We start from the raw sequence: 21,053 nt of genomic DNA, 5'->3' as shown, positions 1-21,053 counted from the left end.
AGTCATGCCAGTCGGACCTCGTGGGACAGGGGCAGCTCGTCGCTCGAGGTGCCAGCGTGGAGGGTGAACGGGCCCGGCTCGTGGCGCCAGCCGCCCGGCGTGCCCGCCTCGCCCGGCTCCCAGTGCGCGAACGCCCGGGGCGATATGTCCACGGCGACCTCGGCCGACTCGCCCGGGGCCAGCCGCACCGCGCGGAACCCGGCCAGCCAGCGGACCGGACGCGCCACGGCGTCGCCCGCGCGGTCCGGCCGCGACAGGTACAGCTGCACCACCTGCTTGCCGGGCCGGTCGCCGGTGTTGGTGACGCGGACGGTGGCGGTCAGCCCGTCAACCGGGGTGATCCGCTCCGGTGCGGCCAGGCCGTCCAGGTGCCAGGTCGTGTAGCCGCAGCCGTGGCCGAAGGCGTACGCGGGCTTGCGGCCGGAGCGCAGCCAGGCCCGGTACCCGAGGTGCGGGCCCTCGGCGTAGGCGAGGCGGCCGTCCACCGGGCTGGTGGAGAGCACCGGCACGTCCTCCTCCTCGGCGGGCCAGGTCGTCGGCAGCCGCCCGCCGGGCTCGCGTGTCCCGAGCAGCACGTCGGCCAGCGCCTGACCGAAGTCCTGGCCGGGGAACCAGCACACCAGCACCGCCGCGACGTCGTCGCGCCAGGGCATCAGCACGGGGCTGCCGGCGTTGACGACGACCACGGTGCGGGGGTTGGCGGCGGCGACGGCGCGCACGAGGTCGTCCTGGCGGCCGGGGAGGGCGAGCGAGGCGCGGTCGCGGCTCTCGGTCTCGGCCCGTGTGGTGGTGCCGACCACGACCACGGCCGTCTCCGCCGCGCGGGCGGCCTCGGCGGCGCGGACGATCGCCGCGTCGGGATCGGTCACGACGGGCAGCCGGCCGAAGGTCAGCGCGGTGGCGCCGAAGCGGCGGGCTCGGGGCGACAGCTCCTGCACGACGCGCAGCTCCGTCGCCCGGCCGGTGGCCAGCCGCACCCGGCTGGAGGCATGGGGCGGCGCGAACAGATCGGCGCCCGCCTCCGGTGCCTTGTCCGGGTCCGCCGGGTCCTTGGCGACGACGGGCTCGCCGTCCGCGTAGAGGACGGCGCCCCCGGCGCAGGCCACCGCCAGTTCCGCCACGATCTCCGCCGCCTCGGTGTCGGTGTCCTCGGGCTGGTAGCGGGTGGTCAGCTCCAGCGTGTGTGACCCCTTCGGGACACCGCCGACCCAGACCAGCTCGGTGGCGAGGCGGTCCTCGGTGAGCAGTTCCTCGCCCCGCTCGTCGAGGAAGCGGGCCAGCACGCCGGGGCCCCCGGTGACCGGGTGGGTGAGGGTGTGCGGGGGCAGCGGGACGGGTGCGTCGGCGGGGGCGGCGCCGAGCTCGTACGACACGGCGGTGCCGGGGAACGCCGCCCGCAGGCTCTCCAGCGGCGTGGCGACGTGGGACGGCTGGACGGTGGCGCTGCCACCGCCTTGGACGCGGGGGGAACGCGCCGCCTGGCCGATGAGCGCGACGGACCGTGGGGCCGCTGCGGCGGGGCCCGGGCCGCCCCAGGGCAGCCCGCCCATCTCGCGCGGGGCGTTGCGCAGCAGCACCATGCCTTCGGCCGCCACCTCCCGGGGCAGGTCAGCGGGCGGCGGGGGCGGCGGCGGGGTCTCCCCGCGCGGCGCGCCGACCCGGGCGGCGAGCCGCAGCAGCCGCCGCACCTTCTCGTCGATGGCGTCCTCGGGGACGCGGCCCGCGCGCACGGCGGCGACCAGGTCCTCACCCCACGGGCTGTGCGGACCCGGCATGGCCAGGTCCATCCGGGCGGCGGCGCTGGCTTCGGTCGAGCGCACGGCGGTCCAGTCCGAGACGACCAGGCCGTCGAAGCCCCACTCCTCGCACAGCGGGTCGCGCAGCAGCTCGTTCTCGGTCATCGTCGTGCCGTTGACGGCGTTGTAGGCGGCCATCACCATCCAGGCACCGCCCTCGGTGACCGCGGTCTCGAAGGGCGCCAGGTACACCTCGCGCAGGGTGCGCTCGTCGACGCGGACGTCCACGGTCATGCGGTCGGTCTCGGAGTCGTTGGCGACGTAGTGCTTGGGTACGGCGGCCACGCCGTGGCGCTGCACGCCGCGCACGTAGGCCGCGGCGAGGGCGCCCGTCAGCAGCGGGTCCTCGGAGAAGCACTCGAAGTGCCGGCCGCCCAGCGGGCTGCGGTGCAGGTTGATGGTCGGGCCGAGCACCGCGTGCACGCCCTTGGCCCGGGCCTCATGGGCCAGGGTCTCGCCGTACCGGTCCGCCAGCTCCGTGTCCCAGGAGGCCGCCAGACAGGTGGCCGAGGGAAGGCAGAGCGAGGGTGCGCGCTCGTCCCACTGCTCGCCGCGCACCCCGGAGGGGCCGTCGGAGAGCAGCAGCGAGCCGAGACCGAGCGCGGGCTCGGCGGCGGTGCGCCAGAAGCTACCCCCCGTGAGCAGGCGGACCTTGCGCTCCAGCGGCAGGGAGGCGATCAGCGTCTCCGCGCTCTCAGCGCTCTCAGCGCGCTCCGCGCTCTCCGCGTTCTCCGGCAGGTCGGTCATCGGCGTCCTTCCTTGAGCTCTCCGGGGAAGTGGCAGGCCGCGCCGTGGCCCCCGGGGCCGTCGGCGGGGAGGGCGGGGGCCCGTTCGACGCAGATCGTGCGGTCGGGGTGAGCGAGCGGGCCGATGGGGCAGCGGGTGCGGAACCGGCAACCGGACGGTGGGTTCTTGGGGCTGGGCAGGTCGCCCCGCAGCACGATGCGTTCCCGCCTGGCGCCCACCTCCGGGACGGGGGAGGAGGACAGCAGGGACACGGTGTAGGGGTGGAGCGGGGCGGCGTACAGCTGGGCGGCGGGGCCGGTCTCGACGATCTGGCCGAGGTACATCACGGCCACGCGGTCGCTGATGTGGCGCACCACGGCCAGGTCATGGGCGATGAAGAGGTAGCCGAGGCCCAGCCGGTCGCGTAGCTCGGCGAGCAGGTTCATGATCTGAGCCTGGATGGAGACGTCCAGGGCGGAGACCGGCTCGTCGAGTACCAGGCACTCGGGCTCGACGGCCAGCGCGCGGGCGATGCCGACGCGCTGCCGCTGGCCGCCGGAGAACGCGTGCGGCAGCCGGTCGAGATGGCGTTCGGCCAGGCCCACGGTCTCCAGCAGCTCACGGGCGCGCGCGGCGCGTTCGGCGACGGGCACGCCGCGGATCTGCAGCGCCTCGTCCAGGGCCTGACGGATCGTTCGACGGGGGTTGAGCGAGGCGTAGGGGTCCTGGAAGACGTACTGGAGGCGCCGCCGTGCGCGGGCCGCCTCGCGGCGGGACAGGGACGTGACGTCCTGGCCGTCGATGCGGACGGTGCCGGAGGTGGGGGCGTTGATGCCGACCAGCGTGCGGGCGAGTGTCGACTTGCCGCAGCCGGACTCCCCGACGAGGCCGAGGGTCTCCCCCGCGCCGACCTGGAGGCTGACGCCGTCCACGGCGTAGACGGGGGCGCGCCGCCCGCCCAGGTTCACGCGCAGGTCACCCAGCTCCAGGATGGGGCGTGCGCCCGGGGCTCCGCCCGCCCCTGGGTGCGGTGCCGGGATGGGGGCACCTCCCAGGCCCCCGAGGGCCTGGGGGAGGGCGGCCGGGGGCCTGGGGGCGGAGCCCCCAGTTTCGGGAAGGGGCGGGGAGGGGGACAGACCCTCCGGTACCGTCACCCAGCACGCGGCCGTGTGCGTCCGGTCACCCGCGACGTCCTCAAGCCGCGGCGCGTCTGCCGCGCACGCGTCCTCCGCCAGCGCGCACCGGGGGTGGAAGGCGCAGCCGGACGGCAGCCGCGCCGGGTCCGGCGGCTGGCCGGGGATCGCGAAGAGGCGGTCCCGGCGTTCGCCGCCCGCCGAGTCCAGCCGTGGCATGGCCCGCAGCAGGTCTCGCGTGTAGGGGTGCGCGGGCGCGCCGAACACCGTGGCGGCGGGGCCGGCCTCCACGATCCGCCCGCCGTACATGACCGCCATGTCGTCGCACAGCTCGGCCACCACCCCCATGTCGTGGGTGATGATCAGCACCGCCACGCCGGTGCGGTCCCGCAGTTCGGCGAGGAGTCGCAGGATCTGCGCCTGGATGGTGACGTCCAGGGCCGTCGTCGGCTCGTCGGCGATGAGCAGGTCGGGGTTGCGGGCCAGTGCCGTGGCGATGACGACGCGTTGCCGCATGCCGCCGGAGAACTGGTGCGGGTACTCGGCCGCGCGCCGCCTGGCGTCCGGGATGCCGACCATGTCGAGCAACTCCACCGCCCGCTCCCGTGCCGTGGCGCGCGGTGTGCCGTGCACAACGAGCGCCTCGGCCACCTGGTAGCCGACGGTCAGCACCGGGTTGAGTGCCGCCTGCGGGTCCTGGAAGACCATGGCGATGCGGTCGCCGCGCAGCCGGCGCATCCGGTTCTCGGGCAGCGCCAGCAGGTCGGTGCCGTCGGTGCTGTCGGTGTCGCCGGAGCCGCCGAACCGCACGCTGCCGCCGGTGACTCGGCCCGGCGCGGGCACCATGCGCATCAGCGTGAGCGCGGTCATGGACTTGCCGGAGCCGGACTCGCCGACCAGGCCGGTGATCCGGCCGCGCCGGAGCGTCAGGGAGACGCCGTCGACCACCGTCACCGCCCCGTCGGGGGTGTCGAAACGTACCGTCAGGTCGCGTGCGTGCAGAAGTGTCTCGGTCATGAGCGGGTCACCGCCTCGTTGAGCGCGTCGGCGAGCAGGGTGAACGCGAGGGCCAGCATCAGCAGGACCACGGTGGGGCCCAGCACGTAGGCGGGGGCCAGCGAGAGGAAGCGGACGCCGCTGTTGAGCAGGACGCCGAGCGAGGGCTCCGGCGGCTGGAGGCCGAGACCGATGATGGACAGGCCGGTCTCCAGGAAGATCGCCACGACCATGACGATCGCGGTGTGCACGATGATCGGATCGATGGCGTTGGGCAGCACGTGACGCAGCAGCACACGCCAGCGCGGCACGCCGAGGACCCGGGCGGCCAGCACGTACTCGCGCTGCTCCTGTTCCATCAGCCCGGCGCGCGCCAGCCGGCCGAAGCCGGGCAGCAGCACGATCACGATCGTCACCAGCAGGGCGGTGGTGCCGGGCTGGAGGATCAGCGCGATCGCGATACCCAGCACGAGGGCCGGGAAGCCCAGGATGATGTCGAACGTCCGCTGCATGAGCATGCCGAGCGGGCGGGAGAGCCCGCCGGCGATGCCCAGCAGCGTGCCGATGACCGCGGCGAGCGGCACGCCGGCCAGCAGCAGCACCAGGTCGGCGCGCAGGCCGTAGAGGGTGCGGACGAAGATGTCGCGGCCGAGCTCGTCGGTGCCGAAGGGGTGCTGCCAGGAGGGGGAGGCGAAGGTGGCGGCCGTCTGCTGGTCGTAGCCGTCGCTGAGGACGGGAACGAGCAGGGCGCCCGCGGCCAGCAGCACCAGCAGGGTCAGGCCGGTGATGCCGCGGGGGCGGCGTAGCGCGGCGAGGTAACGCCGCCGGCCCTCGGCGGAACGTGCACGCGGCGTGGCCGGTGTCCCGGCCGCCGATTCGGCCGCTGTTTCGGCCGGTGTGGTGGTGGCGTTCGTGGTCGCGGTCATCGGGCGCCCTCCAGCCGGATTCGGGGGTCGAGCAGGGACAGCCCGACCTCGGTGAGCACCTGCATCAGCACGGCGACGGCGACAGCCAGCAGCACCAGCGCCTGGATGACGAGGTAGTCGCGCTGCGTGGAGCTGGTCACCGCCAGCGAGCCCAGGCCGTTGCGGGCGAAGACGAACTCGATGACGACGGCGCCGCCGAGCAGGTCGCCGAGCCGGATGCCGAGCGAGACCAGGGCGCTGCCGAGCGAGTTGCGCAGCACGTGCCGCACCGTGATGCGGCGCGGCGAGGCGCCCTTGGCGACGGCCGTCTGCACGTACTCCTGGGCGCGGGCGTCGCGCATGGCGGTCTGGATCAGCCGCGCCATGGCCGCGGCCGACGGCAGCGCCAGTGCCAGCGCGGGCAGCGCCAGGTACTGGATGCCGATCTCCGGGTCCTCCAGCAGTGAGACCTCGCCGCTGACCGGGAGCACCCGCCAGGCGACGCCCAGCAGCAGCGCCAGCAGCAGGCCGGTGAGGAAGGGAGGGATGGCCAGCAGCACCGTGCAGGCCAGGTCCAGCAGGGACCGGGCCCAGGGGCGGCGGCTGGAGCCGGCGGCCACGCCCAGCGCGACGCCGATCACGATCATGAGGAGGGTGGCCAGCAGCGCCAGCTGCACCGTGCTGCCGAGGCGGTCGCCGAGCAGTCCGGTCACTTCCCGGTGGGTGACGTAGGAGGTGCCGAAGTCGCCGTGCAGCACCACGTCGCGCAGCCAGGAGGCGTACTGGGCGGGCATCGGGCGGTCCAGGCCGAGTTCGGCGTGGACGGCGGCGATCTGCTCGCGGGTGGCGTCGGGGCCGGCGACGGCGGTGGCCGGGTCGCCGGGGGCCAGCCGGGGGAGGAAGAACGCCAGCAGCGAGGCCGCGAACAGCACGACGACGACCGAGGGCGCCCTGCGGAGGAGGAATCGAACCATGCTGATCACACCAGGTATGCGTCGTCGAGGTTGAGGGCGCCGAGGAAGGTGGTGGCGGTGTCGCGGACGCGCTTGGAGCGCAGGAAGATCGCGGACGTCGTGACCAGGGCCTGGCTGAACGCCTCCCGCTGCATGTAGGCGCCGAGCTCGCGCACGGCGGCGGGCCGTTCGCCGGCGGAGGCGGAGGCGGCCGCCTGGCCGACGGCCGCGTAGGCGGGAGGGGTGAAGTGCGAGGCGTTGCTCCCCGTGCCGAAGGCGGGGTGGGAGACGACGAGGGTGGCGGCGGCCAGGTCGGCGGTGCCGTAGCCGTTGACGTACATCGCGCCGAGGTCCCCGGCGGCCTGGCGGGCGGAGTACTCGTTGACGTCCAGCACCCGGGTCGTCGGGCGCAGGCCGGCGGCCTGAAGGTCGTAGCGCACGATCTCGGCGGTGCTGCGGGCGGCCTGGATGCCGATGACGTGGATCGTCACCTCGGCCCCGGCGGCCCCGGCCTCCTCGATCATGCGACGGGCGCGGGCGGGCTGGTAGGTGTACGCCTCCGCCTGCCGGCGGCTGTATCCGGGCTCCTTCCGGCTCCACCACAGGCTGGAGGCGTCTCCGTAGCCGGCGAAGACCTGGTCGGCGATGCGGTCGCGGTCGATGGCGTAGCCGACGGCCCGGCGCACCCGCGCGTCGTCGAAGGGCGGGGCGGTCACGTTCATGTTGACCGCGTAGGCGACCGTGGCGCTGTAACCGACGTCGTAGCGTCCGTCCTCCGACAGCCCCTTGGCGTCCAGGGGCACGACGGTCCAGGCGATGTCGGCGCGGTTGCTGCGCAGCGCGGTGACCAGGGCGGTGGGGTCGGTGATGACGGGCATCTCGACGCCGTCGAGGTAGGGGCGGCCGGGGACCCGGTAGTCCGGGTTGCGCGCCAGGGTGAGCTGCGAGCCGGGGGTCCAGGAACGCCAGGTGAACGGGCCGGTGCCGATGACGTCCCGGCCCTCGGCCAGGCCGCCCGCGCTCTCCCGGTCGACGATGGCGGTCAGCTCGAACAGGTCGTGGATGTTCCCCGCGGGCTGGCGCAGCCGCACGCGCAGGGCGTGGTCGCCGTCGGCGGACATGTCGGTGATCAGGGAGCTGACCGCGCGGGCCTGGGTGCCGGCCAGCGGATCGAGGGTCCGTTCCAGGGAGAAGACCACGTCCTGGGCGGTCATGGGGCGGCCGCTGTGGAACCGCACGTCGTCGCGGAGGCGGATCGCGATGGTGCGGCCGCCGTCGCCGAGGCTCCAGTCGGTGGCCAGCAGCGGGCGGGGTCGGCCGCTGGTGTCGGCGGCGGTGAGCGTCTCGAAGACCAGGCGCCGCCAGGCGGAGGCGGAGGCCGTCTGCGCCTGCACCATGACCGGCTGGGCGTCGAGGCCGAGCGCGACGACGAGGTTCCCGCCCCGGCGGGCGCCGCCGCCGCCCGCGCCGCGGGCCTCGTCGACGGCGAGGCGGCAGCCGCTGACGGCGGCGAGCCCGGCGAGCCCAGCGGCGCCGGCGAGGCTTCGCAGGGTGGTGCGCCGGGTGATTCCCCCGGCCGGCCGGGGTGTGGAGGTGGAGGTGGAGGTGGAGGCGGGTCCGGGCGGTGTGTCCTCGGCTGTCATGGGCTACCCCATCTGGAGTTCCGCCGTCCTTGGCGGAGCGTGGGGAGCACTGTACGAGCCAAAACCGGTCATGTGAATGGTTTTGCGGTCGCGGATTTCCCGCGCGGTGCGCCGGCGGGCCGTCAGCCCAGGCCACGCAGGTAGTCGTCGAGGAACCCGGCGAACACCTCGGGCAGGTCCACGGACTCCGGGTCCAGCAGCCACTGCACCTGCAGGCCGTCCATGGCGGCCACGATCGCGGCCGCCACCGTCACCGGCTCCACGTCCGCCCGCAGCTGCCCGGCGTCGCGGACGTGCCGCACCCGCTCCGCGACGCGTTCGCGGACCGTCGCGTAGCGGTCGGTGAAGTACGGCCGCGCCGGGTGATCCGCCCCCGCCGACTCCCCCGCGAGCACCGTGTACAGCCGGACGAGGCCCGCCTGCCGCGCGTTGTGCCGGGCCAGGCCCACCAGCCCGTGCCGCAACGCCGCCAGCTCGCCGTCCACCGCGTCCGCCTCCGCCGCCCAGACGGTGTCGGTGTACTCGGTCTGCTCCGCGTCCCGCAGCCGCAGCACCTCTCCGAGCAGCTGATCCTTCGAGCGGAAGTGGTGCAGCAGCCCGGCCTGGCTCAGGCCCACGGCCTCGGCGATCTCCCGCATCGAGGTCGCCCGGAAGCCCTGCTCGGCGAAGGCGCGGAACGCCGCGCGCACGATCTCCTCACGCCGGGCGCGGCCCTTGGCGTAGCCGCGCCTCGCCTCGTTCCCGGCCTCGTTCTCGGTACGCATGCCGGACACCGTAGCCCGCATTGACGCCCGTGGCCGATCGTCGTATGGTCCTCCGCACATAGGTGCATTCGCACATAGAGCCAGGGCGGAGAGTGGCCGGGTGAAGCTCGAACACGTGCTGCTGCGGCTGCTCGCCACACGCTCGTACAGCGGCTACGACCTGCGTAAATGGCTCGCAGGCGAGGGCCAGTTCGTCAGCTCCCGGCTCCACCACAGCCAGATCTACCGCACCCTGGCCCGGATGGCGGACCGCGGCTGGGTCGTCTACCGCACCGACCCCCGGGACGGCCGCCCCGACGCCAAGGTCTACCGGCTCACCGAGCGCGGCCAGGCCGCCCTGCTGGACTGGCTCCGCTCCCCCTACCAGCCCACCAGCCGCTTCACCGACTCCGACTTCCTCAACCGCTTCCTGATCGCCGCCGCACTCGACCGCGAGCTCGCGATCCGCCTGGTGACGACCGAACTCGCCCACCGCCGCGAGCAGATCGCCCGCTTCCGCCCGCGCGACCGCACCATCGCGTTCGAGGGCCCCATGCCCGGCCTGGACCCGGCGCGCCACCAGGCCGCCGCCGATCTCGTCCACCAGTACGGCGCCGGGGCCGTGGACGGGTGGGTGGCCTGGCTCCAGGATGCGCTGCGCCGCCTGGAAGCGGATGCCCTGTCGGGCGGCACAGCCGATGCGTCCGCCGATGCCCCCGCCGGGGACCCCGCCGGCGACCTCGCCACGCCCGCCTGAAGAGGGAGAGCCCGCATGAAGGCCATCATGGTGATGTTCGACAGCCTCAACCGGCGGATGCTGCCGCCGTACGGAGCCGACTGGACGCACACGCCGAACTTCGCGCGGCTCGCCGAGCGCACCGCGACCTTCGACAACGCCTACGCCGGGTCGATGCCCTGCATGCCCGCCCGCCGCGAGCTGCACACCGGCCGCCACAACTTCCTGCACCGCTCCTGGGGCCCGCTGGAGCCGTTCGACGACTCCGTCCCCGAGATCCTGGGCCGCCACGGCGTCCACACCCACCTCGCCAGCGACCACCCCCACTACTGGGAGGACGGCGGCGCCACGTACCACACCCGCTACACCACCTGGGAGAACTTCCGCGGCCAGGAGGGCGACCCGTGGAAGGGCCAGGTCGCCGATCCCAAGATCCCGGCGGACCTGAAGGAGACGCGCTGGCGGCCCGTCTACCGGCAGGACTGGGTCAACCGCCAGCACATGGCCACCGAGGACCGCCACCCCCAGACCCTCACCTTCGACGCCGGAGCGGAGTTCATCCGCACCAACGCCGCCGCCGACCGGTGGTTCGTCCAGATCGAGACCTTCGACCCGCACGAGCCGTTCTTCTCCCACCAGCGCTACAAGGACCTCTACCCGCACGCCTACGACGGCCCCCACTTCGACTGGCCCGACTACAAACGCGTGGCAGAGACCGACGACGAGGTCGCCCACGCCCGCTACGAGTACGCCGCGCTGCTGTCGATGTGCGACCGCTCGCTGGGCCGGGTGCTGGACCTGATGGACGACCTGGAGCTGTGGGACGACACCCTGCTCATCGTCAACACCGACCACGGCTTCCTGCTCGGCGAGCACGGCTGGTGGGCCAAGGGCGTGATGCCCTGGTACAACGAGCTGGTCCACCTGCCGCTCTTCGTCTGGGACCCGCGGCAGCCGGACGCGGCCGGGCAACGCCGCGCCAGCCTCGTGCAGACCATCGACCTCGCGCCCACCCTGCTGGAGTACTTCGGCATACCCGCCACCGCCTGCCCCGACATGCAGGGCCGCCCCCTCGACGGCGTCCTCGCCGACGACACCCCCGTCCGCGAGGCCGGGTTGTTCGGCATGTTCGGCGGCCACGTCAACGTCACCGACGGCCGCTACGTCTACATGCGCGCCTGCGCCGACGACACCAACGCCCCGCTGTACGAGCACACCCTCATGCCCACGCACATGCGCGGGCGCTTCACGCCGGAGGAACTGGCCGGCCTCCAGCTCGCCGAGCCCTTCCCCTTCACCAAGGGCGTCCGCACGATCCGCGTCCCCGGCCGGTCGATGATCAACCCGGCCGCCTTCGGCACCCTGCTGTTCGACCTGGCCGCCGACCCCGGGCAGCAGGCGCCGCTCGTGGACGACGCGGCCGAACTGCGCATGGCCGGGCTGCTGACCGACCTGCTGCGCGCCACCGACGCCCCCGACGACCAGTACCAACGCCTCGGCCTGCCCCGCCACGGCCCGGTGACCCACGCCCACCTCCTGGTCCGCGCCCAGCGGGAGAGCGCCCAGGCCGCCCTGCGCCCGCTGCCGCCGCCCGACGACTTCCCCGCCGGGGTCCGCTACTCGGTCCGCACCCCCATCCACGTGCTGACCGCCGACCCGGCCGCCGCCGAGATCCTGCGCCGGCACATCCCCGGCCTCACGGACTCCGAGAACCTCCAGTTCACCAGCACCTTCTCGCTGATCGGCCTGGCCGCGCTCCCCGCCGCACGGCTGTCGGTGCGGCAGCTTCGCGCCGTGGCGGCGGAACTGGCGGCGCTCGACGGCGTAACCCCCTGACCAGGCCCGCCGCGCGAGCGGCGGCCCGGGAACGTAGCGGAAGTCCACTTGGTCCTCGATCTCCGGCGCTGCCCAATCAACGGATCAGGTGCCTGGCGTCGCGGACGCGACGTAGGTCGCGCCGGATCGGCGTGGGAGCCTGGCCCGCACGCGGCGGAACAGCGCGTGAGAGGCGGCGAACGAAACGGCCACGACAGGGGCGGTCAGCAGGGCCTCTTCCAGGCCGAGGGGAGGCACGACGAGGACGAGGAGGTCGGACATGCTCTGGGACTCCGACACCAGCTCCTCGCCCTGTTCCAGGAGCGCCGTGTGGGAGGCCAGAGCATAGGTATACGCAGCCCACGCGAACAGCCCGGTCGTCACCGGATGCGAGGCGATGCCGGGCACCAGTCGCAGCAGGAAAGAGATGCCGCAGAAGCTGAGGAAGAAGCCCAGGAAGGCGTAGACACTGGCGTAGCGCCAGAAAACGTGGCTGATCCGTCCCTCCCACGGTTGTGGCCCTGGCGGTCTGGCGCCGTCCGTCACCCCACTGATCAGGTCGTCCGCGCATGTCTCGGGATACTGGCTGCCACCGCACCAGCCACGGGCGAGGGGCGCCAGTATCTCGCCGACCAGGCTCGGCGTCAGGACGCCAAGGGCCAGCAGCCCGCCACACCCGGCCATCAGCGCGACTCCAGCCCTGACCAGCACCAGGCGCGGGGAGTGCCAGAGGGCGGCGGGAAGACGGAGCAGCAGGTTGACCGGTGACGGGCGGCGGCGGCCCGACTCGCTCGCCAGGACCGTGGCGGCGAAAATCCCGAGCGCGCCCGCCGTCCCCAGGACCAGCGCGTGGGCCGCACCGAACCGGGCGTCCCGTATCAACTGGGCGGTGTTCTCACCACGATCGGCCGCCCCCACCACGTCCGGTGCGCTGGTGAGAGCGAGAGCCACCACGTTGGCGAGGGGGGCATAGACGGGTAACGCGATGGCGGCGACCAGAGACCGGGCCGCCGGGGTTGCGATCCGCCGGGCCGTGAGCGACGCCGCCAGCAGCAGGACGGTGAAGAACACCGCCGCCCAGAGCGTCTCGTGGAGCAGGGCCCTCGCCCCGGTGTGTTCGTCGTAGAGCAGCGTCGGCGAGACCGTCAGCAGGCGGAGGGCGTCTGCCAGGCCGTGCTGCCCCGGCAGAAGAGCACCATCTTCGATGATGAGGCCGTCGGCCCACTCGATCTGCTGCGGCAGGGCGCCGATCACCACCATCACCAGCATGCCGCCGAACGCACCGCGCAGCCTCATTCGCCCGACCCCGTCACGCGGAAGGGCCGGCCGTCGTCGTCGATCACGTCGCGGTGGGTCTCCACGCCGTCCCACCAGGTGAGGGTGGCGTACCAGTCGCAGTCGTGGAGTGCGGAACGGCCGACGAGGAAGAACGAGTAGTACCCGCCCGCGCTTACCTCGTAGGGCAGGGTGAGGGCCCTGCCGGCCTGCTCCGCGGCCTCGCGGGCCTCCCGCTGCTGCTCGCTCCCCTGAAGGTAGGTGACCGGGACCTCCTCGTGGAGAGGCAGTGTGTCCAGGTCCACCACGAGATAGCGGGGCTCCGCGTCATCGCCCTCGCCGCCGCAACCGCCTCCGGGTTGAAAGGTGCCGGGCACCGGGTCGTCGCGTCGGACGACCGTGATCGTGAGGTCACGGATCTCGATGGGCTTGTCCGTGTCCGCAGAGAGGCTGACCGCCACGGTGGCGCCGTCGGCCCGTACCAGGTCTCCCTCGCGCTCCCACCGCTCGATCTGCCGCTCATCCGTCATCCCCAGACGCAGGCCGTCCGCTAAGTCCTCGTCCGACACCACCCACGACGTCGTGCAGATGCTGTGCGACTGCTCGACGAGCAGCGTGGACGACGGACCGGGGAAGAACCACTGCCACAGCATGGTCACGAGCGGCACAGCGACGCCGAAGGCCGCGAACAGCACACCGTAGAGCCCGAACTTGTTCGCCGTGCTGAGTTCGCCGTGCCATCGCACCGCGCGCCGTATCCGCCCGGGAGACGCCGGGCCCCCATCCGGGTCCGGGTTGTCCCCATCCGGGCCCGGCTCCCCGTCGTTCTCGCCGTCCTCGGCCACGCTTCCCCCCAATTCCCACAGCCAGTCTGCAGCCAGTCGGATCTGCTCACCGGCCTTATACCGGAGCCGGGAGGCAGGCGGCCAGGTCCGCTGGCCAGGCCACGTGACCGCCGGGCAGTCCCGTGTGGTGCGGAGCGTGCACACTACTCAACCCCGGGGCGCAGCGCATCAGATCGTGCGGCGTAGCGCGGTCTCCACGGCATCGATCAGCGGATCACCTTCGGTCCGTGGGTGCCGTGCGAGGCCGAGCTCGACGTCCGGCAGGGTGGGCAGGGCGTCCGCGTCGTGGCAGGCCATGGCCGGTTCGAGGTTCGTGGGCATGAGCGCAGCGACGCCGAGCCCGGCCCGGACGGCGGCGAGCACGCCGACCAGGCTGCTGCTTTCGAACGCCACACGCCAGGGCCGATCGGCGCGTTTCAGCGTTTCCAGCACTGACGTACGCCAGGAGCACGGGTTCGAGAACAGCACCACCGGCAGCGGATCGGCGGCCACGTCCACACCCTGGCCGATCGCCCAGACCAGCGGGCGGCGTACCGTCCAGAGCGGCGGTCCGGGAATGGCCGGCGCCTCGTTGAGAACGAGTTGGACGCGGCCCGCGTCGTAGGCCTCCCGCATCGCGGCGTCGGACATGCTGAGCACCTCCAGCGTCGCGCCGGGGTGCAGCCGGGCGAGGTCGGCGAGGGCCTGCGGAAGCTGGGACGCGGCGAGGTCTTCTAGCAACCCGACGCCGCAGTGGCCGGTAAGCGCGCGCCCGGTTTCGGTGAGTGCCTGTGCGCAGAGCGAGAGTATGCGTTCGGCGTACGGCAGGAGTTCCTCGCCCGCCCGGGTTGGCGAGACGCCGGACGGCGATCGGTGAAGCAGCGGACGGCCGACGGCGTTCTCGAGCTTGCGCAGTTGCTGGCTGAGCGCGGGCTGGGTTTGTCCGAGCGCGGTCGCGGCGCGGCTGATGCTGCCGGCTCGCACGGCGGTGACGAATGACCGCAGCAACGCGATCTCAAGATCCCTGGCCATAAGCATTCATTATGTCAGCCCTCACCAATTAACCACTTCCTATGGCGTGCGGGGGTGATCTAGCGTCACGCCGGTGACCGGATACCGACAGGTACTCGCCGTGCCGGGGATGGCATCGCTGCTGGGCGTTTCGCTGCTCGCCCGTGCCGCGATCGCGGCTGCCGTGATGGCGCTGACGATGCATGTCGTGCTGGGTCTGGACATGAGCTACGCGGCAGCGGGTGGCGTCGCGGCGGCTCTGACCGCCGGGCTGGCGCTGGGCGGGCCGCTGCTCGGCCGCGTGATCGACTGGCGAGGCCCGCGTACCGTGCTGCTGGCCACTGTCGTGGCGCAGGTCGTGTTCTGGCTGAGCATTCCGATCCTGCCCTACGGAATCCTGCTGGGCGCCGCCCTTGCGGCGGGTCTGCTGATGGTGCCGGCCCAGTCGGTGACCAGGCAGGCGATCGCCGCGATGACGACGGCGGGACAGCGCCGGCCCGCGTTCGCGCTGGAAGCGGTGCAGGGCGAGCTGTCGTACATGGTGGGCCCGGCGGTGGTGATCCTGTGCGCCGCGAAGATGTCCCCCGGTGTGGTGGCGTGGGGGGTCGGCGTCGCGATCGTGGTCGGCGGAGCCGGGATCGCCTTGCTCAACCCGCCGCTGCGTGCCGAGGCCGAGGCCGAGGTCGAGGCGGATGCCGGCGCGGCCGGACGGCCCCCGCGCCGGGAGTGGCTGGGCGTCGGCATGATTGCCGTACTGACGATGGCGTTCGGTACCACGACGCTGCTCAGCGGCGTCGACCTCGCCATTGTCGCCACGCTCGAAGAAGCAGGTCAGGTGTCCTGGGCCGCCGTGGTCGTAGCCGTGTTCGGCGTGGCGTCCGTCGCCGGCGGGCTGATGTATGGCGCGCTGCCCCGGCCGCTGCCCACGTGGCTGCTGCTCGGCTTGCTCGGGCTCGTGACGATTCCCGCCGGACTCGCCCACGACTGGCCCTGGTTGTGCGTGGCCGTTGTCGGCACCGGGCTTCTCACCGCGCCGACCCTTTCCGCGGTGGCCGACGCGGTGAGCCGCCTGGCGCCGGCCAGCGTGCGGGGTGAGGCGACAGGTCTGCAGTCCTCGGCGCAGAGCGCGGGTCTCGCGCTCGGATCCACGATCGTCGGGGTGGCGATCGACGCCTCCGTGCCGGCGGGCGGCTTCGCGGCGGCCGGGCTGGCCGGCCTCGCCGCCGCGTTGACTGGACGCCTGCTGTCCCGCCGCTCGCCCGCCCGAACGCGGTTCCCGCTCAGCGAACTCGGCCTCGCTGGGGCACCGGACCGTGAGCCGTGCGGGGCCGACGCCCGGCCTGGCGCATGAGGATGAGGTACGGGTACGGGTACGGGTACGGGCTCGGCTTCTGCGCCCGGCGCGGCATGGGTGCCGATATCGAGCCCGTCCGGGCCGTCCAGGTCAACGAGGCGAGCGAGGGCGTGCCCGCCGCCATGGCCGCTGCCGGCCTGTGATCGACGCCGTCACGATCTGACCTGGACGGCCCGCCGGTGGCTCTGCTCAGCGGCCCGGTTGGAACACCACCTCTTCGAGGTGGTCGAGGACGCCGTGGGCGTAGTTGCGCAGGAGCTGCGCGCCGCTGCCGTTCGCGCCGGGGTCGGGCCCGAGCGCCCAGTCGAAGCCCGCCGACCCGCAGTCGTCGTCGTACACGCACGTCGCGTACTGATTCCACTGGTTGAGCATCAGCCCCCAACTGGCGCCGGTGGCGGTCAGCTCGTCGATGGCCGCCTTGTCCTCGTCCAGCGTCTCGTCGGTGTAGGTGCCCTGGGTGTTGTTGGTCTCGTTGACCACGATCGGGTAGTCGTGTTCCTGCTGGGCCTCGGCGGCCGCCTCCGCGCAGCCGGCCGCGTCCAGCCCGTTGCAGTGCAGCAGCGCGAGATCCGCCGCGTCCGCGACCGCGTCGTCCGGCCACGAGCCGTCCCCGAACCGGGACGCGCTCACCGCGAGCCGGAAGTCGGCGGCCTCGAACCGCGACTGCGCGAGCCGGATCAGCTCCGCCATGCCCTCGTCCGAGTGGATGATCTCGTGGTCGTAGGCGTCGTCGTCGTTGTACTCGTTCGCGATCTCGATGATCACGTTCCGGTAGTCGTTGTCGATCAGCCAGTCCGTCGCCTCGGTCACCGCCCGCCGCACCGCGTCCTCGTCGTCGAGTACCTGGTCCTGGTGGAAGTAGAACAGGCCGAGCACCACGACCATGTTCCGCTGCGCGTGGGCCTCGATCACCTGCCCGGCCCGGTCCATCCACTCCTCACGCAGCGATCCGTCGCTGGTGAACGCGGCGTTCTGCGCGCCGCCGTACCCGGGGTTACCGCCCTGCAGGTTGACATCGGTGGCCAGCAGCCCGTGCTGCCGGTAGGAGTCGAGGTTCGCGATGAACTCGTCGGTGTTGGCCTGCGCGGTGAAGTCCGGGTCGTACTCGAGGATCTGGCCGCTCTCGTCGTCGAAGACGCCGTTGGCGGCGCGGAGGTTCGGCAGCGTGCCGCGCACCTGCTCGCTGAACCCCTCACCCTGCCAGCCGGGCGTGTAGGTCAGCTGCCACTCCCCATCTCCCTGCCGCACATAGAACTTGTCGGGCTCATAGCCCGACCCGATCAGGTGACCCGGCAGGATCTGCAGCGAGTCCGCCGCACCCTGCGCCTGGCCAGCACCCAGCGACGCCGCCGCCAGGACGGCCACAGCGAACCCGGCGACCGCCGCCCGACCCCACGACATGACGCGATGTCCACGTGGTGACATTGGTGACACCTAAAGCAGCTCCCTCCGCAAGCAGACCCCCGATGGACGGGGGCAGACCGCGCGAAGCTACCCCGCCAGGCCCGGCACCCCTCCCGAACCGAACCGGACAACCCCACAAACGCCGACGCCGACGCCGACACCGACACCGAGCCGGCGGCCGGCCGCGACCCTCACCGCGACAGCGTCGAAGGCAGAGACCACGAGCGCGGCACTGAAGCTGCCCAGCGACCGGTTCCCCGCCTCGAACCCGCCGGTCAGGGCAGCCGCCGGATGCGCAGGACGCCCCGCACCTGGATGCCCGCCGCGTCGACGATCGTCCGGGATCGCCGGATGGCCGGAACGAACCAGCTGAGGACGCCCAGGCAGAGGCAGGTCACCAGCGGCCGGAGCCACCCGTACCCGTCCTCCGCCGGCTGGAACCACGCGGCCAGCACCGGACCCGCCATGACCGTGGCGACGCACACGGTATCCACCGTGAGCTCACGCGGCGTTGTGCGGTACTCCCGCGGTAGCGATGCCGTACTCATGTCACCCCCACCCCTCGCGGCCCGCATCCCCGCCCCCTCGCAGGGCTCCTCGTTCAATGTGGAGACGAACCAGCTCGCACCATGGAGTCGATGTCGTCTTGCTTCTGCGGCTTCTGCGGCTTCTGCGGCTTCCGCGGTCAAGGCGGGGTGGGGCTGTTTCGGAGCGGAAGCGCGGGGCAGTCATGGACAGATCGCATGGGCATGCCGGTGCCGGGGGGAACGTGCATGGCGAGGAGACGGGTCAGACCGGTCGTCGAGGATCTGCCGCCGCAGGCGGCGCGACTGGCCGGCGAGCGGGAGCTGGGCGAGCATGTGGCGACCTACCGGTTCGGCGACGGCACCGTCGGTAAAGTCCTGGGGGGCGTGGGCGCGTTCCTCTTCGTCCCCGCGGGCATCGGCCTGCCGCTGGGCCCGTACCCCACAGCCGTCAGGGTGGTCGGCGGCATGCTGCTGGTTGTCCCCGTCGCTCTGTTCGTTCTGGGCCGGCGCATCGATCGCGCCGTGGAGCGTGGCCCCAGGGTGCACGTCTTTGACGGCGGATTGGTGACCGGAGGCTCGAGGGAGCCGTTCACGGTGCGTCCCTGGTCCAGCGTGCTGGCCCTGTGGGGTATGGAGAGGGTCACCGCTCCGAAGAACCGATGGGCCGACGCCGACGTCCACTTCCTGGAAATCCGTAGCCGCTCCAGCGGTGCTTTGCTGTGCACGCTGCCCGCCTGCGAGTCCTCCGACGGGATCACCACGCTTCGCGTGGCGGAGAGCGCCGGCGTGCTCCCGCCCGGCTGAGGGGGCCTCGGACGGGCCTGACGTGCCCTTGGCGTTTCTCTTACGCCCGGTGGAAGAGTTCTCCCCGGCGGCGCGGGCGGCGACCGCGTAGCGTCGGGCTGGGCGTGGGACGTGGGACCCTCCGCCGCCAGGACGTCCCGCCCTGGCCAACGTGGACGGCTGCCACGCCACCGGCGTACGTGGTGCGTCCGAGGGGCAATCTGTTCGCGCTCGAATCGCTTGGCGCCTCACATCGAATATCTTCCGTCCATAAAATGCGGCGACCGTAACCGCGCACGGAAGGCCACATCTCCCTGGGGCTTGTCAATTCGCACTTATACGTACCCGCGAGCACCGCGCGGTCGAATGCGTCATCAACCGCCTCAAGCCTGCGATGTTTTACGGCCAAAGATACGGCGGGAGGGGCGAGCTGAAGGCGTGCATTCCTACGATGGGTAACCAGGGGCACCATCCGTCACTCACGTCGATGCGCGTCGCGCCGGCGGGAACATGCGAACGTGCGAAAGGGAAGACCATGCGAAAGCACCTGACCACCCTCGGAGTTGCCGCCCTCACGGGCACGAGCGTCGCCCTGTGGCCGGCTCCGCCCGCCTCCGCCCAGCAGGGGGCGATGGCCTACATCGTCTACCGCTCGGAGATCTCGCCGGCGACGCACCTCGTCTACGACGGGGGCCCCGATGTGGTCAACGAGGTCACCGTCACCCACGGCGCCGACCCCACCGAGTTCATCATCGAGGACCCTGGCCTGTACATCGAGGCGTTCGAGGGCTGCACACACCCCGACCCGGACGAACCCGGGCGGGTGATGTGCACCATACCCGCAGAGGAACTGGAGGACTCGTATCTCTATGTCGACCTGAACGACGAGAACGACACGTTCACCGGCAGCGACCTTCCGGAAGAGGTCCACGCCGGAGTCGACGACGACACAGTCCACGGAGAGGGCGGGGACGACAGGATCTACGGCGAGGACGGCGACGACGTCCTCCACGGCGGCCCGGGCGCCGACGAGATCGACGGCGGCCCCGGCAACAACGAGATCATCCAGGATTGACGGGCGACAGGCCTCACCACGGCTGGCGGCGCTTGGGGGACTTGGGATGGCTCTTGCCGGTTTCGACAGGGGCCAACCTCACGGCCGGGTCCGGATGGTGCTCGTCGATGCGTGAGACCACGGCCGCGCCCACGACGGCGATCGGCCTGCCCGGTGTGGAGCAGCCCGGTACCTGGCCGAACGCGTGGCATCGCGTGGCTTCCACTCCAGGCGGCCGGCGGGCGGGTTTGCATTTGGGGGCGTGGTCGACGCCTTCGACCGCTGCCGCCCGGATTCGCGGCCAACCTGCGGCAAAACCGGGGCCAGGCGCGACGGCCACGTTACGACCCGTGTCCGCCGGGCTGGGTGGGGTTGGCGTCTTCCCGGGCCGCTTCCGGCTACGTAGAGTCCAACGTCACCCGCCGCGGGAAGAGCATCGAAGCGGTCTGGACACGCCTGCCGCTGGAGGCGTCCGTGCGGCTCTCGCTGGGCCTCGGCATGGGGACGTGATCCCACGGCGGCGCCGGGCCTGTCCACCGTTCTTCCGCCCTCCGGTGGACAGGCCCGGCCGTCGTCATACGTCGAGGGCTCAACTGTCATGCAAGGCGTCGATGACGTGTGGCAGGAATGCGGCGGCTACCTCGGCATAGCCGCGCTCCGAAGGGTGAAAGCGGTCCCTGGCGAAGAAGACGTGCGGCTGGTCCGCCATCGCCTCGATCGGCAGCGCGACGCAGAACGCACCACGCCCCTCGGCGCACTCCCTCAGCACCCCGTCCATGAGTCGGGCCCTCAAGCCGAGGACCGCGCGCAGAGGCTGAGGGAGGGCGGGGAAGCGTCGCACCGGCGGCATGCCGGAGAAGCCGATGGGAACGTCAGGGCCGAGCCGGCCCCGGATCGTGTCGACCAGGTCCCCGATGTCGCACCGCCAGTCGGTGAGCCCGCGGAACCGGAGCAGGTCGTTGATCCCCACCACGACGATCACCAGATCCGGCGGCTCGTCCGGGGATCCGGCAAAGCCGATCGGTCCCTTCGCCAGCTTCCGCGTGGTGGACCGCGCGGTCGCGCCGCTGCGCGCGATCACCCGCCATGCCACGGCGCGCGCTGTCTTGGCTGCAAGACGCTCGGCGAGCTGGCCGGCCAGCCCGGCGCTGTGGTGCGCCACTCCCACCCCAGCGGCCATCGAGTCGCCCACCGCGAGCAGCCGCAGCCGAGGCTCCGTTCCCTCGACTCTCCCGCTCGTGCCCTCCGCCTCGGCCAGGCGCGGTGTCCGCCGCTTCACCCACACCATCTGTGGCAGCAGCGCCGGCAGTAAGAGCAGCGATAACGGCTGCGCGGCGCGCAGCGCGTGGCCGGTCATCGGGCGGTGCTCTCTTCG

At 72.5% G+C, this 21,053-nt stretch carries 18 protein-coding genes; 6 read left to right on the top strand and 12 right to left on the bottom strand.

Annotated elements, in window-relative coordinates; translation table 11 throughout:
- Nucleotides 1-2 precede the first annotated feature (2 nt).
- The 6 genes from ACTWQH_RS27865 to ACTWQH_RS27840 all read right to left on the bottom strand — a co-directional run bounded on the left by ACTWQH_RS27865 (nt 3) and on the right by ACTWQH_RS27840 (nt 8,916).
- On the bottom strand, nt 3-2,543 hold the full coding sequence (locus ACTWQH_RS27865; protein WP_443289540.1) for a beta-glucosidase family protein: 2,541 nt from the start codon (nt 2,541-2,543) through the stop codon (nt 3-5).
- On the bottom strand, nt 2,540-4,672 hold the full coding sequence (locus ACTWQH_RS27860; protein ID WP_443289539.1) for a dipeptide ABC transporter ATP-binding protein: 2,133 nt from the start codon (nt 4,670-4,672) through the stop codon (nt 2,540-2,542). Before ACTWQH_RS27860 ends, ACTWQH_RS27865 begins: the two co-directional genes overlap by 4 nt.
- Nucleotides 4,669-5,577 (bottom strand): ABC transporter permease, encoded by a 909-nt coding sequence (locus ACTWQH_RS27855; protein ID WP_443289538.1) that lies wholly within the window; start codon nt 5,575-5,577, stop codon nt 4,669-4,671. The genes ACTWQH_RS27860 and ACTWQH_RS27855 overlap by 4 nt, the downstream gene beginning before the upstream one ends.
- On the bottom strand, nt 5,574-6,530 hold the full coding sequence (locus ACTWQH_RS27850; protein WP_443289537.1) for an ABC transporter permease: 957 nt from the start codon (nt 6,528-6,530) through the stop codon (nt 5,574-5,576). Before ACTWQH_RS27850 ends, ACTWQH_RS27855 begins: the two co-directional genes overlap by 4 nt.
- Before the next feature lie 5 nt (nt 6,531-6,535).
- Nucleotides 6,536-8,152, bottom strand: a complete 1,617-nt coding sequence (locus tag ACTWQH_RS27845) for an ABC transporter substrate-binding protein (RefSeq protein ID WP_443289536.1) — start codon at nt 8,150-8,152, stop codon at nt 6,536-6,538.
- Nucleotides 8,153-8,274: 122 nt separating this feature from the next.
- A complete protein-coding gene (locus ACTWQH_RS27840; RefSeq protein WP_443289535.1) occupies nt 8,275-8,916 on the bottom strand; it encodes a TetR/AcrR family transcriptional regulator in 642 nt (213 codons plus the stop codon).
- A 100-nt stretch (nt 8,917-9,016) separates the two neighbouring features.
- Here ACTWQH_RS27840 and ACTWQH_RS27835 point away from each other — a divergent pair, with 100 nt between their 5' ends.
- Both ACTWQH_RS27835 and ACTWQH_RS27830 read left to right on the top strand, forming a co-directional pair.
- A complete protein-coding gene (locus ACTWQH_RS27835; protein WP_443289534.1) occupies nt 9,017-9,652 on the top strand; it encodes a PadR family transcriptional regulator in 636 nt (211 codons plus the stop codon).
- Nucleotides 9,653-9,667: 15 nt separating this feature from the next.
- Nucleotides 9,668-11,467, top strand: coding sequence for a sulfatase (locus ACTWQH_RS27830; protein WP_443289533.1), 1,800 nt, complete (start codon nt 9,668-9,670; stop codon nt 11,465-11,467).
- 84 nt (nt 11,468-11,551) lie between these two features.
- Here ACTWQH_RS27830 and ACTWQH_RS27825 read toward each other — a convergent pair whose 3' ends face one another.
- From ACTWQH_RS27825 to ACTWQH_RS27815, 3 genes are all read right to left on the bottom strand, one after another.
- On the bottom strand, nt 11,552-12,715 hold the full coding sequence (locus tag ACTWQH_RS27825; protein WP_443289532.1) for a hypothetical protein: 1,164 nt from the start codon (nt 12,713-12,715) through the stop codon (nt 11,552-11,554).
- A 23-nt stretch (nt 12,716-12,738) separates the two neighbouring features.
- Nucleotides 12,739-13,566: a hypothetical protein gene (locus ACTWQH_RS27820; RefSeq protein WP_443289531.1), complete on the bottom strand. Its 828-nt coding sequence runs from the start codon at nt 13,564-13,566 to the stop codon at nt 12,739-12,741.
- Nucleotides 13,567-13,734: 168 nt separating this feature from the next.
- Nucleotides 13,735-14,577: a LysR family transcriptional regulator gene (locus ACTWQH_RS27815; RefSeq protein WP_443289530.1), complete on the bottom strand. Its 843-nt coding sequence runs from the start codon at nt 14,575-14,577 to the stop codon at nt 13,735-13,737.
- Between the two features lie 73 nt (nt 14,578-14,650).
- On the opposite strand from ACTWQH_RS27815, the gene ACTWQH_RS27810 reads away from it, so the two are divergent.
- Together ACTWQH_RS27810 and ACTWQH_RS27805 are read left to right on the top strand one after the other, a co-directional pair.
- The gene (locus ACTWQH_RS27810) at nt 14,651-15,907 is read left to right on the top strand and encodes an MFS transporter (RefSeq protein WP_443289529.1); all 1,257 of its coding nucleotides are present in this window, start codon (nt 14,651-14,653) and stop codon (nt 15,905-15,907) included.
- The gene (locus ACTWQH_RS27805; protein ID WP_443289528.1) at nt 15,904-16,053 is read left to right on the top strand and encodes a hypothetical protein; all 150 of its coding nucleotides are present in this window, start codon (nt 15,904-15,906) and stop codon (nt 16,051-16,053) included. Before ACTWQH_RS27810 ends, ACTWQH_RS27805 begins: the two co-directional genes overlap by 4 nt.
- Before the next feature lie 46 nt (nt 16,054-16,099).
- Here the strand turns inward: ACTWQH_RS27805 and ACTWQH_RS27800 are convergent, their stop codons facing one another.
- Both ACTWQH_RS27800 and ACTWQH_RS27795 read right to left on the bottom strand, forming a co-directional pair.
- On the bottom strand, nt 16,100-17,311 hold the full coding sequence (locus ACTWQH_RS27800; protein ID WP_443289527.1) for a hypothetical protein: 1,212 nt from the start codon (nt 17,309-17,311) through the stop codon (nt 16,100-16,102).
- 278 nt (nt 17,312-17,589) lie between these two features.
- Nucleotides 17,590-17,862, bottom strand: a complete 273-nt coding sequence (locus ACTWQH_RS27795; RefSeq protein ID WP_443289526.1) for a hypothetical protein — start codon at nt 17,860-17,862, stop codon at nt 17,590-17,592.
- A 195-nt stretch (nt 17,863-18,057) separates the two neighbouring features.
- Between ACTWQH_RS27795 and ACTWQH_RS27790 the strand changes: the two genes are divergently transcribed.
- Both ACTWQH_RS27790 and ACTWQH_RS27785 read left to right on the top strand, forming a co-directional pair.
- Nucleotides 18,058-18,645 carry a hypothetical protein gene (locus tag ACTWQH_RS27790; RefSeq protein WP_443289525.1) on the top strand — a complete coding sequence of 196 codons (588 nt, stop codon included), beginning with the start codon at nt 18,058-18,060 and terminating at the stop codon, nt 18,643-18,645.
- A gap of 514 nt (nt 18,646-19,159) precedes the next feature.
- Nucleotides 19,160-19,699: a hypothetical protein gene (locus tag ACTWQH_RS27785; RefSeq protein WP_443289524.1), complete on the top strand. Its 540-nt coding sequence runs from the start codon at nt 19,160-19,162 to the stop codon at nt 19,697-19,699.
- A 568-nt stretch (nt 19,700-20,267) separates the two neighbouring features.
- On the opposite strand, the gene ACTWQH_RS27780 is transcribed toward ACTWQH_RS27785, so the two are convergent.
- Nucleotides 20,268-21,035: an SGNH/GDSL hydrolase family protein gene (locus ACTWQH_RS27780; RefSeq protein ID WP_443289523.1), complete on the bottom strand. Its 768-nt coding sequence runs from the start codon at nt 21,033-21,035 to the stop codon at nt 20,268-20,270.
- Between the last annotated feature and the right edge of the window lie 18 nt (nt 21,036-21,053).

The sequence above is a fragment of the Streptomyces sp. 6N223 genome, assembly GCF_052246635.1.
Taxonomy (GTDB): domain Bacteria; phylum Actinomycetota; class Actinomycetes; order Streptomycetales; family Streptomycetaceae; genus Streptomyces.
This window is presented reverse-complemented; position numbering and strand designations above follow the sequence as displayed.